Source organism: Roseateles sp. P5_E8 (assembly GCF_054177665.1).
In genome coordinates this window covers 23,367-39,653 of the sequence record NZ_JBGCUM010000042.1, presented here as the reverse complement: position 1 = coordinate 39,653, position 16,287 = coordinate 23,367, and the positions used below count along the sequence as shown (strand labels likewise).

Sequence of the window (16,287 nt, the reverse complement as noted above, 5' to 3'; positions counted from 1 at the left end):
TCACGCGGGTAGGAGGATCGGCCGGCTGCCTGGGCAGACGCCGCCCGCCGAGGCCCGAGAATCCGCCCATGAAAGCACCCCCGCGCCTGCAGGCATTGATTGAAGAGGGCCTGATCGACAGCGTCGTGCGGCAGCTCAAGAGTGGCAAGGAAGCCGACGTCTACGTGGTGCGCTGTGGCGACGACACCTGCGCCGCCAAGGTCTACAAGGAGGCCAACAAGCGGGGCTTCCGCCAGGCGGTGGATTACACGGAGAACCGCAAGGTGCGCAACAGCCGCCAGGCGCGCGCGATGACCAAGCGCACGACTTATGGCCGCCAGCAGCAGGAGGCGGCTTGGCAGAGCGCCGAGGTCGACGCGCTCTACCGCCTGGCCGCGGCCGGCGTGCGCGTGCCGCAGCCGGGCAACTTCCACGACGGCGTGCTGCTGATGGAACTTGTGGCCGACGAACACGGCGACGCCGCGCCGCGGCTGAACGACCTGAGCTTCAGCGAGGCCGACGCGCGCCAGCACCACGCCACGCTGATCGATGAGGTGGTGCGCATGCTGTGCGCAGGCGTCATCCACGGCGATCTGTCGGAGTTCAACGTGCTGCTGGCCGCCGACGGGCCGGTCATCATCGACCTGCCGCAGGCCGTGGACGCAGCCGGCAACAACCATGCGCCGCGCATGCTGATCCGCGACGTGAACAACCTGCGCAACTTCTTCGGCCAGTACGCGCCGGCCCTGCTGGGCACGCAGTACGGCCCGGAGATCTGGGCGATCTACGCCGCCGGCCAGCTCGCGCCCGGCATGCCGCTGACTGGCCGCTACGAGCGCAAGCCGGGCGAGGTGGATTTGTCCAGCGTGCTGCGCGAGATCGAGGATGCGCGGCTGGAAGAGGCGGAGCGCGTGATGCGCATGAGCTAGATGGTTTCGCCCGGCTGCAGCCACAGCTCGCGGCGCCGCGTGGGTGTCTCGGGCGGCAGCAGCGGGTTGCTCAGCTTCAGCACGCGCCCGGGCGAGACCGGGTGGGCCTTGATCACGCTGCCGTACTGCTCACGGTGCAGGCGCTGGAAGCTGCCGTCGGCCACCGCCGCCTCCAGCCCCGCCTTCAGCTCGGCGGCCAGCTCGGGCCGGCTCGGGCTGACGAAGAGATAGGCCGCCGCGGGGTAGTGCAGCATCAGGTCGGGCGCGATGGCCAGCTCGGGGTAGCGGCCGCCGGCCAGTTCGGCGTCGATCTCCAGGATGGAGCGCGGGAAGTAGTCGATGCGGCCGGCGGCCAGCATGCGGAAGAGGGCCTCGTAGACGCTGCTCGTGCCCACCTGCAGGCCGTTGGCGCGCAGGACGGTGGTGTCGGGCCAGTCATGCCCCTGGCCGGCCAGGCGGCCACTCAGGTCCTTGAGGCTGCGCACGCTTGACCATTGCGCCAGCTCGCTGCGGCGCACCAGCAGCAGCCGCCAGCCGAGCAGGCCGCGGTCGATGGGGATGCGCACGGGCAGCAGGCCGGATGACTCGCGCGAGCGGTCGGTCATGGTCCACATCAGGTCGATGGGGCTGTGGCCGGTGGCCAGTTCGATCAGGGTGCGGCCCTGGGTCATGTCGAGGTCGACGGTGCGAACCTCCAGCTTGCTGCCGGCGCGGCTCAGCGCCAGCTCGACGATGCGGCGCACATAGAGCAGCTGCGGGTCGGGCATGCTGATGTGGCGCGGAATGCGCACGCCTTCTGCGGCCTGGGCCTGCAGCGGCCGGCCGGCGAGCAGCAGGGGCAGGGCCAGCAGGGGGCGGCGGCGCAGGGGCGTTGGCGGCGGGTGCATCGGCCCGCATCATGCTTCAAGCAGGCCGAGCCCCGTCAGAGCTGGTAATTGCTGGCCTCGGTTTCGCGGTCGAGGTAGCGCTGCAGCAGCGCGGCGTCGCTGAGGGCGGCGTCTTCGGCGGCCAGCGTGCCGGTGCTGCGCAAGGTGGCGGCGTGCTCGCGCACGGCGCGCTCCAGCCACTGGGCGCGCCTGAGCGTGCGCGGCGTGCAGGAGCGGCCGTGCAGGTCGTCGGCCAGGTCGCTGGCGTGGGCCTGCCAGGCATCTGCCAGGTAGAGGCGGGCCGGGTCTTGCGCCAGAGCTTGGCGCCAGCGCGCGGCCAGGCCGCGGTAGTGGGCCAGTACCGCCGGCGTGGCGCCGCGCGTGGCGAGGCGTTCGGCCAGGGTCTCGTAAGCGTCGACGGCCAGGCGCTTGAAGGCGACGAAGTGGGGCAGGGCGTCGGCATCGCTGCCGGCGTCCAGCAGCGCGCCGAACAGATGGCGGCCCTCGATGCGCTCGACCGGGTGGTGGCGCGGGTGTGCGGTGCCGTTGCCGGCGCTGTTGAACTGCGTCAGCGCATCGAAGCGGTAGCAGTAGCCGAAGTCGTAGAGCCAGACGCGTTCGCCGTCGTCCAGCAGGTTGCCGCCGCTGTAGTCCCACTCGAAGAAGCCGTGTTCCGCCAACGCGCAGGCGGCCTGCAGCAGCGTGCGGGCCTGGCGCTCGTCCAGCACGCCGGGATGACGGCCGGCTATCCATGGCGACACGACGAGCCCGGCGCGCAGGGAGCCGTAGACCGGCGCGATGACGCATGGCAATGCAAGACCGGCCAGTTCGGCGTGGCGCTGCAATTCGTTCAAGAAGGAGGTGCGGCCGTCTTCGTTGCGCACCCGGCATTCGGCGCGGGCGCGCTTGACGGCCCAGCGCCGGCCGGCGTGGCCCAGGCACAGCACCTCGGCGGTCAGCCCGCCGTCGTGAACTGCCTCGACGCCAGGGCTGCTTGCGCTCAGCGCTTTCAACTGCGCCACGGACAAGGGCAGGGCGGCTCGATGGCCGAAGGCGAACTCCGCGCCATTGGCGATGAAGGCCAGGTTGGCCTGCTGGCGGACCTGGTCCAGTGTCAGATCAGGCCCGGCCATTCGTTGTCGTGGGGGGCAAAGGCGTCCCGCAGCGTGCGGGCCATGGCGGGCGAGAGGGGGCCGCGTGCGATCGCGTCGAGGTTGCGGCGCAGGTTGGCCGGCTTGGCCGTGCCGACGATGGCGCTGGCCGCGCCGGTGTGGAAGGCGGCGAAGCGCAGGGCGATGTCCGCCCAGTCGTCGACGGGCGCCATCGCCATGGCCTGGAAGCGGTCCCAGTACTGACCTTCGGCAAAGTCGCCGGGCCGCTCGGCATGGCGCCAGACGGCACCGGCCAGCGGGCGCTTGGCGATGACGCCGACGCCGGCATGGTCGGCCAGCGCGGCGCGCTGCGCGAGGTGGGCTTGGTCGCAGACGCTGATGGAGGTCTGCACGCTGCCGAAGGCGCCGCAACCGATGGCGAAGTCAATCTCGGCGTTGTCGCCCGAGTAGGCCGGCACACGCAGCTTGCCCTGCTGCCGGCAGTCGGCCAGCGCGCGGATGACGTCGCCCTGCTCCAGCACATGCAGCGGGCAGGAGTGCAAGTGGACGATGTCCAGCCAGTCCGTCTTCATCAGTTTGAGCGCGCGCTCCACGCCAGCGACGATGCAGTCATAGTTCCAGTCAGGCACGCCCTCGACGCCGTAGCCGACCTTGGTGGACAGCGCGAACTCTGCGCGCCGGTGGGCGATGTGGCGGCCGATGCGCTCCTCGCTCAAGCCGTAGCCGCGTGCGGTGTCGATGAGGGTGATGCCTTCGTCGAGCACATGGTTGAGCAGTGCGCCGGCCTCAAGCTCGCTGGTGCGCTCGTCGTTGATGTGCATGGCGCCGAAGCCGAGCGCGGAGACTTTGAGGCCGGTGTGGCCGAGGTTGTTCAGAATCATTGATTGATGAGGACGCGGCCGAACAGCGGCGGCACGGTCAGTTGGATAGCGCCGTTTGTGACGGGAACAGCTTCGCCGCCGAGGGCGTCTTTCAGCGAGGTCGCAGCGAAGGGTAGGCGGACGGTGACGGTGCGCGGCGCGGTGCTGTTGTTGGTGGCGGTGAGGGCCCAGGTTTTGCCGTCCTGGCGAGCCAGCACGACGACATGGTCATCCACGAACAGCGGCGCGCTTAAGGAGCCATGGCGCAGCACGGGCAGGTCGTGGCGCATTCGTGTGAGCCGCTTGAAGTCGGCCAGCAGCGCAACGTCCGGCTGGCCGCCTTCGTCGGCCCAGGGGTAGGGCGCGCGGTTGAAGGGGTCTTCGCCACCGCCCAGGCCTACTTCGTCGCCGTAGTAGATGGTGGGCGAGCCGGGGTAGGTCATCTGGAAGAACACGGCCAGGCGCAGGCGCTGCTTGGCGAGGGCGCGGTCGCTGTCTTCGCCGAAGTGGTGCAGCGCGCGCGGCTGGTCGTGCGTGGACAGCAGGTTCATCAGTGCCGAGAAGGACTGGGGCGGATAGGCCTCGCGCATCAGTTCCAGGTTGGCCGTCATCAGCCGGGCCGGCTTGCCGGCGGCGTAGTCCAGCACGGCGTTGCGGAAGATGTAGTTCATCGTCGAGTCGAACATGTCACCCAGGAGGTACTTGCTCGAATCGAACCAGGTCTCGGCCACCGTCAGCGCGTCGGGCTTCTTGGTCTTCACGGCCTGGCGCCATTCGCGCCAGAAATCGTCGGGCACCCAGGGCGCCACGTCCATGCGCCAGCCGGCCGCGCCGCGGTCCAGCCAGTAGTTCGTCACCGAGTCGGTGTCGCGGTAGGCGTAGGCGCGCCAGGACGGGTCGTCCTTGTTCAGCTCAGGCAGGTCCTTCACGCCCACCCAGCCCTGGAACTGCTTGTCCGGGTCGGTCTCCTGGGGCTTGAACTTGAACCAGCTCGCATAGGGCGAGGCGGGGTTGATCTTGCCGCCATCGAAGGCGCCGCCTGCGGGGAAGTTGTTGAAGCGGTTGAAGTAGGGCGAGTCGCTGCCGACGTGGTTCAGCGAGGTGTCGGGGATGACGCGGATGCCGCGCTTGGCCGCCTCGGCGCACAGGCGCACGAAGTCCTCGTTCGTGCCGAAGGCCGGGTCGATCTGCTTGTAGTCGGCCGCGTCGTACTTGTGGTTGCTGGGCGCGCGGAACACCGGCGTCAGGTAGAGGGCGTTGGCGCCCAGGCTCTTGATGTAGTCGAGTTTTTCGATGACGCCGGCCAGGTCGCCACCGAAGAAGTCGTTGTTGAACAGCTTGTCGGAGCCATCACCCGTGCCGGGTTTGAACGGCTTCTCGTTCCAGGTGGCATGGCGTTCGACGTCGCGGTCCTGGTAGCGGTCCTGCGGCCGGCCGCCGCCGGGGCGCGGGTCGTTGGCCTTGTCGCCGTTGCGAAAGCGCTCGGGGAAGACGTAGTAATAGACGATGTCCCGGGCCCAGTCCGGCACCTTGAAGTCGGGCGCGTAAACGGTCTGGCGGTAGCGGCGGATGCGGTTCAGGTTGCTCGGCAGGCGCTCGACCGAGGCCGGGCCCATGGAGCCCTTTTCGCGGGTCCAGTAGATGGTGTCCTTGTTGTTCTGCAGCGCGTACCTGCCCTGGGCCGTCTCGATCTCGAACCAGTAGCCGTAGATGCCGGTGGCGTCGAAGCGATGGCTGGCCGAGAAGCCTGTGCCCAGTCCGTGCGAATGCGGCGTCATGGCGATGCGGGCCACGGGTTTGTAGGCGAGCTGTTCCTGGTTGCCGCTCATCTGGCGGCGCTCGATGACGAGGGTGGCGCGCTTCAGGCCGGGCACATCGTTGCCGATATTGAAGCGGACCTCGCTGCCGGTTGGCTGGGCGCCGAAGGGCGCTTTGGATTCGGCATTGCGGGAGTCGAAGTGCGTCGTCAGCGCGGCCTTGTCGGCGATGGGCTGGGGCGGCGTGGGCTTGAAGGTCTGGGGGCCGATGTCCAGCTGCGGCGCGCCATCGGCGGCGAAGCTCAGGCGCAGCGTGTGCTCGCCGCTGAAGTCGCGCTTGATGTTGCCGGGGCCGCCCCGGGCGGGCTGGCCCTTGGCGTCGCCGCCTATGGTCAGGCTGGCCGTCCAGTCCTCATCGGCGAGCTTGAACTCCTGCCTGCCCTTGGCGCTGAGGTTCAGGTAGTAGGCATCGCAGCGGTACTCGAAGGCCTGCTCGTCCTGCGTCGCCCAGTTGTTCAGGCCGCCGCGCAGGTAGAGGGTGGCGTCGCCAAGGGGTGGCTTGGTGCAGGCCGCGTTTGAGATGGAGGCGAGCGAAAGCAGCGCTGCGCACAGCGCGATTGACTTCAACATGGGAAACCTCAGCCTTTGACGCCGCCCGCCGTCAGGCCGGAAACGATCCAGCGCTGGGCGAGCAGGAAGACCAGCGTGATCGGCAGGCCCGATAGCACGGCTGCCGCCGCGAAGTCGCCCCACAGGAAGCGCTGGTCGTGCAGGAAGTATTTGGAGCCGACGGCGAGCGTGAGGTTGCCTTCTTCACGCAGCAGGATGCTCGCCACCGGGTACTCGATGATGGTGCCGATGAAGGCCAGTACGAACACCACCATCAGGATGGGAATGGCCATCGGCAGCAGCACGCGTGAGAAGGCCTGCCAGTGCGTGGCGCCGTCGACCTTGGCGTTCTCCTCGATCTCGACGGGGATGGTCTCGAAGTAGCCCTTGATCGTCCACACATGCGTGGCGATGCCGCCGAGGTAGGCGAGCACGAGGCCGGCATGTGTCTCGACGCCCAGCGCGGGCACGTAGTTGCCGATGGTCTCGAAGATGGCAAAGATCGCCACCAGCGCCAGCACCGGCGGGAACATCTGCAACAGCAGCATGCCGTTGAGCACGGGCTTGTCGAAGCGGAACTTCATGCGCGCGAACGCATAAGCCGCGCTGGTGGAGATGGCGACGATGAGGAAGGCCGAGGCCGTGGCGATCTTGATGGAGTTCCACAGCCAGGTGAGCACAGGGAAGGGCGGCTGCACGAGGCTGCCGTCGGCGGCCTGGTAGGGAATGCCGAGGGCCAGCTTCCAGTGCTCCAGGCTGATCTCGGTCGGGATCAGGCTGCCAGTGGCGAAGTTGCCGGGGCGCAGCGAGATGGACACGACGGCGAGTAGCGGGAAGAGGGTGATGGCGATGAAGACCCACATCACCGCGTGCGCGGCGAAGGTGCGCCAGCGGGCTTGTTTGCCGAGAACGATGGCCATGGGTCAGGACTCCGAATTTCTGTCAGGGTAGGTCGGGATCGGCCCGGGTGGACGTTCTGCTCCGTGTCCCCCGCCCGCTACGCGGTCTCCTCCTTTACCTGCGCAGCCCGCCCACCCGGCCCGATCCAACACCAGCGGCTTTACTCGTCGAAGAAAACAAGTGGTGGAGGTTGCCGAGTGCGGTGGGCGAGGGACGAAGGTAAAGGAGGAGGTCGCGTAGCGGCCGGGGGACACGTAGTCCCTCGTCTGCCGCGCTTGGCAACCTATCCGATCAAACGGCGCCATCATTTCTGCGCCCTCGCCGACATGCGCAGATTGATCAACGACAGCGCCGCGACCAGGAAGAAGATCAGCGTCGAGATCGCCGCCGCGAGGCCGAAGTCGGAGCCCGAGTCCTTGAAGGCGATGCGGTAGGTGTAGCTGACGAGGATGTCGGTCTGCCCCGCCGGCAGCTTGGTGGATAGGAAGTCCGGCCGGCCGTCGGTCAGCAGCGCGATCAGCACGAAGTTGTTGAAGTTGAACGCGAAGGCGCTCACCAGCAGCGGCGCCAGCGGCTTGATGATCAGCGGCGCGGTGATCTTGAAGAAGTTGGTCGCGGGGCTGGCGCCGGCCAGGGCCGAGGCTTCGTAGAGGTCAGCCGGGATGGACTTCAGCAGGCCTGAGCACAGGATCATCACGTAGGGATAGCCCAGCCAGACGTTGACGATGACCAGCATCGTCTTGGCCAGGAACGGGTCGGCAAACCAGGCCGGCTTGACGCCGAAGAGCGCATTCAGGATGGCGTTGATCTCGCCGAAGTTCTGGTTGAACAAGCCCTTGAAGACGAGGATGGAGATGAAGCCCGGCACTGCATACGGCAGGAACAGCAGCGTGCGGTAGGTGGTGCGGTACTTCATGCCCTCCCAGTTCAGCATCACGGCGAACAGCATGCCGATGGCCGTGGCGAAGATGACGGTCAGCGCCGAGAACACGACCGTCCACGAGAAGATGGACAGGAAGGGGCCGCGGAACTCGGCGTCGAACAGCATGCGGGTGTAGTTGCCCACGCCGATGAAGGCCTTGAATCCGGGTTGCAGGACTTCGCCGCTGGCGGAGGCGAAGAAGCCGGTCTCGCGGTTGGCCTTGAAGACGGCGCCGTCGGCGTTGCGGGTCAGGCTGTCGTCGGCATTGGCCGTCCACTGCGGCTTGACGGGGCCGAACTCACGCAGACCGAGGTAGTGCAACTCCGTCTTGTCGGGCTGCACGAGCACGAGCTTGGCCAGTGCCTCGCGATGCTTGATCAGCTCTGGCAAGGGTAGGGCGGCGTCCGGTGGCGTGGTGGCAGCCTCAGCCGCCGCCAGGTCGATTCGCAACTCCTTGCCGGCGCGCAGCGCCAGCGGCGGCGACACCCAGCGTGGTGCTTGTTCGCCGTCGGCACGCAGCGCGAGGCGGTACTCGGTGCCGCTGGCATGCAGGCTGTAGGCCAGCACCTGGTCTTCCACCGCGTCACGCTGCTCCAGCAGGTACTCGCGCACGCGGCTCTCGTTGAGCAGGTGGGTGCTGGAGTAGTTGGTGAAGCCAATCTGCGCCGTGTAGACCAGCGGGAACGCGATGAACAACAGCATGCCGGCAATGCCGGGGAAGAGGTAGCGCCAGGCAAAGCCGCCGCTGGTCAGGTAGACGTAGAAGCCGGCCGTGAACAGCACGAGCAGGCCCACGGCCCAGGCCGCCTGACCGGTCGTGTAGACGACGAAGACGAAGTAGAGCGCGGCGACCATGGCGGCCACGGCCAGCGGCCAGTACAGCCCCTTGGACAACTTCTCGGTCAGCGTGGGCGGCAGCGTCGAGTAGGCGCCCTGGCCCAGAGATGAAGACAGCGCGTTCATTTGTTCAGCAGCATCCGTGCGGCAGCGCCGTCGAGCGCGTCCTTCGGTGATTGCAGTCCGTTGGTGATGGCTTCCAGCGCCGCGTCCATCGCGGTCCAGAAGCGGCCGACCTCGGGGATGTTGGGAATGGGCGCGCCGTTGCGGGCGTTGGTCATGCTCGCGCTGATCAGCGGGTTGACCGACAGCTCGGCGTAGAAGGCCTTGTTGGCCGGCACGCCGATGGGCACGTCGGCGTCCAGCACCTTCAGCGCTTCGGGCCGCATCAGGTGGTTCTCGATGAACTCCTTGGCGATGTCCTTGTTCTTGCTGGGCGCCGAGATCATGCAGCCCAGCACGCCGACGAAGCTCTGGCTCGGCTTGCCGGCGACGACGGCTGGGATGCCCGCCACGCCGATATCGATTTTGGCCCGCTTGGCGTTGTCCCAGGCCCAGGGGCCGGAGATCATCATGGCCACGTCACCGCGCGCGAAGGCCGATTCCATCTCGGCGTAGTTGGCGCCCTTGGGCATGTGGCCGTTCTTGATGAGGCTGTCCAGCGTCTGCGCGGCGCGCAGCGCGCCGGCGTTGTTGACGTCCACCTTGCTGGCGTCGAAGTCGCCGAGGGCATCACGGCCGAAGATGACGCCGCCGGCGCCCGCCAGCATCGGCCAGGTGAAGAAGCTCTTGGTGTAGTGCCAGAGGATGGCGTGCTTGCCTTGCGTCTGGAGCTGCTTGTCCAGCGCCATGACCTCGTCCCAGGTGGCCGGCGGCTGCTTGATCAGCGCCTTGTTGTAGATGAGGCCCGTCGTCTCGATGGCGATGGGGTAGCCCCAGATGCGGCCGCGGTAGCTGAGGGCCTGCCAGGCCGTCTCCTCGGACTCGGCCTTGAGTCGGGCCGACGGCCGCAGCGGCGTCAGCAGCCCGGCCTTGGCCCATTCGCCGACGCGGTCGTGCGGCCAGCAGAAGATGTCCGGGCCCTTGCCGGCGCCGGCGGCCTGCTGGAACTTGTCGGTCGGGTCGACCGGATGCTCGACGACGACCTTGACGCCCGAGACCTTCTCGAACGCGTCGCCCACTTTCTGCAAGCCGTTGTAGGCCTTGTCGCCGTTGATCCAGACCAGGAGCTTGGGCGCCTCGGCCAGCGCCGGTGCCACAGTGGCGACCAGGGCCGCAGCAAGCATTGCCTTGAGCCTCATGCGTACAGCTCCGGCGCGGCCAGGCGACGCAGGGCGATGCCATTGGCGTCGAACACATACAGCGCCTCGGCCGGCAGGTGCAGGTCCAGTGCCTGCCCATTGCGCAGGCGGTCGCAGCCGTTGCGGCCTTCGAACTGGCAGGTAAGCGGCTCTTCCAGGCCGGGGTAGGGGCAGTAGGCGAAGGTGATGCCGCCCAGCGACTCGACAAAGGCGACGGTGCTGTGCAGCAGGTTGCCTTCGCCACCTTGGCGGATGTGTTCGGGCCGTACGCCCAGGGTCACCTTGTCGCCCAGCTTGGCGGCGCTGCCGTCCACCTTGGCGTGCAGCACGACGCTGCCGCCGTTCAGCTTCACGTCGACGTGGCCCGCCTCGATGGCGACCAGCTCGCCCTCGATGAAGTTCATCTTCGGGCTGCCGATGAAGCCGGCCACGAAGAGATTGCGCGGGTGCTCGTACAACTCCAGCGGCGAGCCGACCTGCTCGATCTTGCCGGCGCTCAGCACGACGATGCGGTCGGCCAACGTCATGGCCTCCACCTGGTCGTGGGTCACGTAGATCATCGTGGTCTTGAGGTCCTCGTGCAGCTTGGCGAACTCGTAGCGCATGCGCACGCGCAGGGCTGCATCGAGGTTGGACAGCGGCTCGTCGAAAAGGAACACCTCGGGCTTGCGCACGATGGCGCGGCCGATGGCGACGCGCTGGCGTTGGCCGCCGGACAGGTCTTTGGGCTTGCGGTCCAGCAGATGCTCGATATGAAGGATCTTGGCCGCAGTCCGCACCGCCGTCTCGATCTCCGCCTTGGGAACCTTGGCCAGCTTCAGCCCAAACGCCATGTTGTCGAACAGATTCATATGCGGGTAGAGCGCATACGACTGGAACACCATGGCGATGCCGCGCTCGCTGGGCGGCACGTCGTTGACGACGCGCCCGCCGATGGTCAGCTCGCCGCTGGTGATCTCCTCCAGGCCGGCAATCGTGCGCAGGAGCGTGGACTTGCCGCAGCCCGACGGCCCGACGAAGACCATGAATTCGCCGTCGCGGATCTCCAGGTCGATGCCATGCAGGATGCGGATGTCGCCATAGGCTTTTTCAACGCCGGTGAGTCGAACGTCTGCCACTTCTAACCTTTCTTCTGCTCGGCATCAGGGTGCCGGCTTGTCTCGTCATTCGGGGTCAAATTTCGCTCTTTTAACCACGTTTGTAGACAATATACATGTCATGTCCGGCTGAAACAACGGCGTCTACCCGCTGAATTCTTCAGTAAACCCTTGCGGATCAACGATTTGCGGTCCGTAGGTGGTTTCCCCGATGTAGTCAAACTACACAACGCCCCGGAGCTGTCCGATACTTCGGACATCGCTCCCGCTCCGGTAGCATTCTTCCCTCGTCCCCGAGGGCTGGCACTGATGAACACCCGAACCCGCCTCAGCACCCCGCTGACCGTTGAACGCACTTCCAAGGCCACCGCGATGAAGCTGTCTGCCTCCACCGCCTCTGCGGCTGTTTCTCCCCAGACCCAGGCCCTGCGCACGGCCTTCGAGACCGCCTACGACCGCGAGGTCTCGCAGTCCAGCCACGGCGCCACGCCCCAGGCCGCGCTGCATGCCGCGGCCATCGCCTGCCGCGAGACGCTTGCCCGCCGCTGGGCCACCACGCAAGCCGCTGACGCCAAGCGTGGCGACAAGGCGCCGGTGCGCCGCGTGCACTACCTGTCGATGGAATTCCTGATGGGCCGCGCGCTGTCCAACGCGCTCGCGGCCCTGAAGCTGACCGAGCCGCTGGAGGCCAAGCTGGCCGAGCAGGGCATGACCCTGGGCGACGTGCTGGAGCGTGAGCCCGATGCCGCTTTGGGCAACGGCGGCCTGGGCCGCCTGGCTGCCTGCTTCCTGGACTCGTTCGCCGAGCTGGAGCTGCCGTCCTTCGGCTACGGCCTGCGCTATCACTACGGCACCTTCGCGCAAATCATCAGCCAGGGCCGCCAGCTGGAGCAGCCCGACGACTGGACCCGTGACACACCCGCCTGGGAGCTGCCCCGCCACGACCTGCGCTTCCACGTCGGCTTCGGCGGCCGCGTGGAGGCCGATGCCACCGGCGTGCGTCGCTGGCAGCCGGGCTACGAGATCGAGGCCCAGGCCTACGACTTCATCGTGCCCGCCCACCACAGCGAGCGCGTCTCCACGCTGCGCCAATGGCAGGCGACGGCCTCGCCCATCGCCTTCAAGCCCTTCTGCGAGGGCGACTATGTCGGCGCGGCCCGCCACCAGGTGCTGGCCGATTCCATCAACTGGGTGCTCTACCCCGACGACTCCACGGAGGCCGGCCGTGAGCTGCGCCTGAAGCAGGAGGCCTTCCTCGTCAGCGCCTCGCTGCAAGACCTGGTGGCGCGCCATCTGCGCGAGTTCGGCTCGCTGCACAACCTCGGCAAGAGCAACGCCATCCACCTGAATGACACCCACCCGGCGCTCGCCCCGGCAGAGCTGATGCGCCTGCTGCTGGACGAGCAAGGCCTGGGTTGGGACGAGGCCTGGAAGATCACGCGCCAGGCCGTGGCCTACACCAACCACACGCTGATGCCCGAGGCGCTGGAGACCTGGCCGGTGCGGATGTTCGAGGCCCTGCTGCCGCGTCATCTGGAAATCATCTACGAGATCAACCACCGTTTCCTGGCCGAACTGGAAGAGCGCTTCCCCGGCGACCACGCCTTCGCCTCGCGCGTGTCCCTCATCGACGAAGGCAGCCACGGCAGCGAGCGCCGCGTGCGCATGGCCTCCGTCGCGCTGGTCGCCTCGCACCGCGTCAACGGTGTGGCGGCGCTGCACTCCGAATTGATGGTGCAGACCATCTTTGCCGACTACGCGCGCGTCTGGCCGGAGCGCTTCCACAACGTCACCAACGGCGTCACGCCGCGCCGCTGGCTGGAGCAGGCCAACCCGCTGCTGTCCACTCTGCTGGACAGCCGCATCGGTGAAGGCTGGCGCAAGAACCTGGCTGAGTTGGGCGAGCTGGCGCCACTGGCCGCCAACCGCGAGCTTGGCGAGGAATTCCTGGCGGTCAAGCGCGCCAACAAGGAGCGCCTGGCCGCCGTCATCCGCCGTGAGCTGGGGCTGAACGTCAACGTCGACAGCCTGTTCGACATCCAGATCAAGCGCATCCACGAGTACAAGCGCCAGCTGCTCAACCTGCTGCATGTCATCAGCCGCTACCAGGCCATCCGCGACAACCCCGACGCCAACTGGGTGCCGCGCACGGTGATCATTGCCGGCAAGGCGGCCTCGGCCTACCAGATGGCCAAGAGCATCGTGCGCCTGGCGCACGACGTGGCCCGCGTCATCAACAGCGACCCGCGCGTGGGCGACAAGCTCAAGCTCGTCTTCCTGCCCAACTACAGCGTCACGCTGGCCGAAAGCATCATCCCGGCGGCCGACCTGTCGGAGCAGATCTCGACGGCCGGCACCGAGGCCTCGGGCACCGGCAACATGAAGTTCGGCATGAACGGCGCGGTCACCATCGGCACCTGGGACGGCGCCAACATCGAGATGGCCGAGGCCATGGGCGTGGAGAACATGTTCGTGTTCGGCCTGCGCGCCGACGCCGTCGCCAAGATCAAGCAGCTGGGCTACGACCCGCGCCTGTACGTCGAAGAGAATCGCCAGCTCAAGCGCGTCATCGACGCCATCTCGGCCGGCGTCTTCAGCAATGGCGACACCGAGCGTTACCGCAGCTTGGTCGACAGCCTGCTGCACCGTGATGTCTACCTGCTGATGGCCGATTTCGCCGAATACGTCGCCACCCAGGCCAAGGTCGACACGCTGTTCGCCGACCGCGCCGCCTGGGCTGAACGCGCGCTGCGCAATATCGCCGGCATGGGCCCGTTCTCGTCCGATCGCACGATCGCCGAATACGTGGACCGTGTCTGGTCCGTTAAAAGTCTCAACACCTGACGAAATGATGCCCCCACGCTCCCTTCGCTCGCTGCCCCCCAAGGGGGCGTCAGTGCCCTTCGGACGGCCGGGCGCGCACTGATGCTCACAGACGCCGACGTTGACTCCCTGCTGGCGGGCCGCCACGCCGATCCCTTCGGCCGGCTCGGCCTGCATGCGGATGACAGCGGACGGCTCTGGGTGCGGGTGCTGCTGCCCGATGCCGATGAGGTGGCGCTGCTGGACGCCGGCAGCGGCAAGCGCATCGTCGAGCTGGAGCGCCGCCGCGCCGGCTTCTTCGAGGCCCAGGTGCCACGGCGCAAGCACCGCTTCGACTACCGCCTGGCGGTGCGCTGGGCGGGCGGCAGTGAGGGTGTCTATGCCGACCCCTACAACTTCTACCCCCAGCTCAGCGACGACGAGCTGAAGGCGCTGGCCGAGGGCCGCAACTCAAGGCCCTACCTGAGCCTGGGCGCGCACCTTGTGCAGTACGGCGACGTGGCCGGCGTGCGCTTCGCCGTCTGGGCGCCCAACGCACGGCGCGTCAGCGTCGTCGGCGGCTTCAACAACTGGGACGGCCGCCGCCACCCGATGCGGCTGCGCCACCAGGCCGGCGTGTGGGAGATCTTCGTGCCGCATGCGGCCGAGGGCGACCTCTATAAGTTCGAGATCGTCAGTGGCAACGGCACGTTGCTGCCGCTGAAGGCCGACCCCTATGCCCGCCGCGCCCAGCTGCGGCCCGACACGGCCAGCGTCGTGGCGCCGCTGCCCGACATCACGCCGCTGCCGCGCCAGCGCGAGCGCGCCAACCGGCGCGAGTCGCCGATCAGCGTCTACGAGGTGCACGCCGCGTCGTGGCGCCGTGGCCTGTCCGCCGAGTTCCCCACCTGGGACGAACTCGCCGAGCAGCTGCCCGCCTACGCCGCCGATATGGGCTTCACGCACTTGCAGCTGATGCCCGTCACGGAGTACCCCTTCGACGGCTCCTGGGGCTACCAGACGCTGGGCCTGTACGCGCCCAGCGCCCGCTTCGGCCCGCCCGAGGGTTTCGCCCGCTTCGTCAAGGCCTGCCACGACGCGGGCCTGGGCCTGCTGCTGGACTGGGTGCCGGCGCACTTCCCGGCTGACCCGCACGGCATGGCCGAGTTCGACGGCACGCGCATCTACGAATACGCCGACCCGAAAGAAGGCTTCCACCGCGACTGGAACACGCTGATCTACAACTTCGGCCGCACCGAGGTGCGCCAGTTCCTGGTCGGCAGCGCGCTCTACTGGATCGAGCGCTGGGGCGTGGACGGCCTGCGCGTGGACGCCGTGGCCAGCATGCTCTACCGCGACTACTCGCGGCCGGCGGGCGAGTGGATTCCGAACATCCGCGGCGGCCGCGAGAACCTCGAAGCCATCTCGATGCTGCGCGAGATGAACGAGCATGTCGGCGAGGTCGAAGGCGCCATCACCGTGGCCGAGGAAAGCACCAGCTTCCCCGGCGTTTCGGCGCCCACGTACACGGGCGGCCTGGGCTTCCACTACAAGTGGAATATGGGCTGGATGAACGACACCTTGCGCTACATCGCCGAGGACCCGATCAACCGCCGCTGGCATCACGACAAGATGACCTTCGGCCTGATCTATGCGTTCAGCGAGAACTTCATGCTGCCCATCTCGCACGACGAGGTCGTGCACGGCAAGGGCTCCATGCTCAGCAAGATGCCGGGCGACGACTGGCAGAAATTCGCCAACCTGCGCGCCTACTACGGCTTCATGTGGGGCCACCCCGGCAAGAAGCTGCTCTTCATGGGCCAGGAGTTCGCCCAGCGCCAGGAGTGGAACCACGCCGAAGGCCTGCCCTGGGGCCTGCTGGAGGACGACCGCCACGCTGGCGTGCAGCGCCTGGTGCGCGACCTGAACAAGCTCTACCGCGAGCACTCCGCCCTGCATCGGCTGGACTGCGAGGCCGGCGGCTTCGAGTGGATCAGCGCCCACGACGCCGAGCACTCCATCTACGCCTGGGTGCGCCGCGACGGCACAGGCCGCATGTGCATCGTCGTCAGCAACATGACGCCGGTGCCGCGCGAGGGCTACTCGCTGGGCGTGCCGGACGGCGTGACCGCCTGGCGCGAGGCGCTCAATACCGACTCGGCCTATTACGGCGGCAGCAACATGGGCAACGGCATGGCTGCGGCCGGCCTGCCCGTGCAGGCCCGGCCGGCGCATGGCAAGCGCCTGTCCATCGCGATCAACCTGCCGCCGCTGGCGACGGTGTTTTTTGTTCCGATCTGACCTGCCCATGCTCAA

General features: G+C 67.6%; 11 protein-coding genes. 3 read left to right on the top strand and 8 right to left on the bottom strand.

The genetic code is table 11. From position 1 onward, the window contains the following. Positions 1 to 68 precede the first annotated feature (68 nt). On the top strand, positions 69 to 908 hold the full coding sequence (locus ACXRVZ_RS20475; RefSeq protein WP_457423217.1) for a PA4780 family RIO1-like protein kinase: 840 nt from the start codon (positions 69 to 71) through the stop codon (positions 906 to 908). Here the strand turns inward: ACXRVZ_RS20475 and ACXRVZ_RS20470 are convergent. The 8 genes from ACXRVZ_RS20470 to ACXRVZ_RS20435 all read right to left on the bottom strand — a co-directional run bounded on the left by ACXRVZ_RS20470 (position 905) and on the right by ACXRVZ_RS20435 (position 11,190). Then, positions 905 to 1,795 (bottom strand): hypothetical protein, encoded by an 891-nt coding sequence (locus ACXRVZ_RS20470; RefSeq protein ID WP_457423215.1) that lies wholly within the window; start codon positions 1,793 to 1,795, stop codon positions 905 to 907. The genes ACXRVZ_RS20475 and ACXRVZ_RS20470 overlap by 4 nt on opposite strands. A gap of 35 nt (positions 1,796 to 1,830) precedes the next feature. After that, positions 1,831 to 2,907 carry a hypothetical protein gene (locus ACXRVZ_RS20465; RefSeq protein ID WP_457423213.1) on the bottom strand — a complete coding sequence of 359 codons (1,077 nt, stop codon included), beginning with the start codon at positions 2,905 to 2,907 and terminating at the stop codon, positions 1,831 to 1,833. Continuing rightward, the gene (locus tag ACXRVZ_RS20460; protein ID WP_457423212.1) at positions 2,889 to 3,767 is read right to left on the bottom strand and encodes an aldo/keto reductase; all 879 of its coding nucleotides are present in this window, start codon (positions 3,765 to 3,767) and stop codon (positions 2,889 to 2,891) included. The genes ACXRVZ_RS20465 and ACXRVZ_RS20460 overlap by 19 nt, the downstream gene beginning before the upstream one ends. After that, a complete protein-coding gene (locus ACXRVZ_RS20455; RefSeq protein ID WP_457423210.1) occupies positions 3,764 to 6,133 on the bottom strand; it encodes a glycoside hydrolase family 13 protein in 2,370 nt (789 codons plus the stop codon). Before ACXRVZ_RS20455 ends, ACXRVZ_RS20460 begins: the two co-directional genes overlap by 4 nt. An 8-nt stretch (positions 6,134 to 6,141) precedes the next feature. Next, positions 6,142 to 7,032, bottom strand: a complete 891-nt coding sequence (malG, locus tag ACXRVZ_RS20450) for a maltose ABC transporter permease MalG (RefSeq protein WP_457423208.1) — start codon at positions 7,030 to 7,032, stop codon at positions 6,142 to 6,144. A 284-nt stretch (positions 7,033 to 7,316) separates the two neighbouring features. Then, the gene (gene malF / locus ACXRVZ_RS20445) at positions 7,317 to 8,897 is read right to left on the bottom strand and encodes a maltose ABC transporter permease MalF (RefSeq protein ID WP_458232768.1); all 1,581 of its coding nucleotides are present in this window, start codon (positions 8,895 to 8,897) and stop codon (positions 7,317 to 7,319) included. After that, positions 8,894 to 10,072, bottom strand: coding sequence for a maltose/maltodextrin ABC transporter substrate-binding protein MalE (malE, locus tag ACXRVZ_RS20440; protein ID WP_457428113.1), 1,179 nt, complete (start codon positions 10,070 to 10,072; stop codon positions 8,894 to 8,896). The genes malF and malE overlap by 4 nt, the downstream gene beginning before the upstream one ends. Next, positions 10,069 to 11,190 carry an ABC transporter ATP-binding protein gene (locus ACXRVZ_RS20435; RefSeq protein ID WP_457428111.1) on the bottom strand — a complete coding sequence of 374 codons (1,122 nt, stop codon included), beginning with the start codon at positions 11,188 to 11,190 and terminating at the stop codon, positions 10,069 to 10,071. The genes malE and ACXRVZ_RS20435 overlap by 4 nt, the downstream gene beginning before the upstream one ends. A gap of 288 nt (positions 11,191 to 11,478) precedes the next feature. Here ACXRVZ_RS20435 and ACXRVZ_RS20430 point away from each other — a divergent pair, with 288 nt between their 5' ends. Together ACXRVZ_RS20430 and glgB are read left to right on the top strand one after the other, a co-directional pair. Beyond that, positions 11,479 to 14,013 carry a glycogen/starch/alpha-glucan phosphorylase gene (locus tag ACXRVZ_RS20430; protein WP_458232767.1) on the top strand — a complete coding sequence of 845 codons (2,535 nt, stop codon included), beginning with the start codon at positions 11,479 to 11,481 and terminating at the stop codon, positions 14,011 to 14,013. Positions 14,014 to 14,094: 81 nt separating this feature from the next. Next, a complete protein-coding gene (glgB, locus tag ACXRVZ_RS20425) occupies positions 14,095 to 16,272 on the top strand; it encodes a 1,4-alpha-glucan branching protein GlgB (RefSeq protein ID WP_457427459.1) in 2,178 nt (725 codons plus the stop codon). Positions 16,273 to 16,287 lie beyond the last annotated feature (15 nt).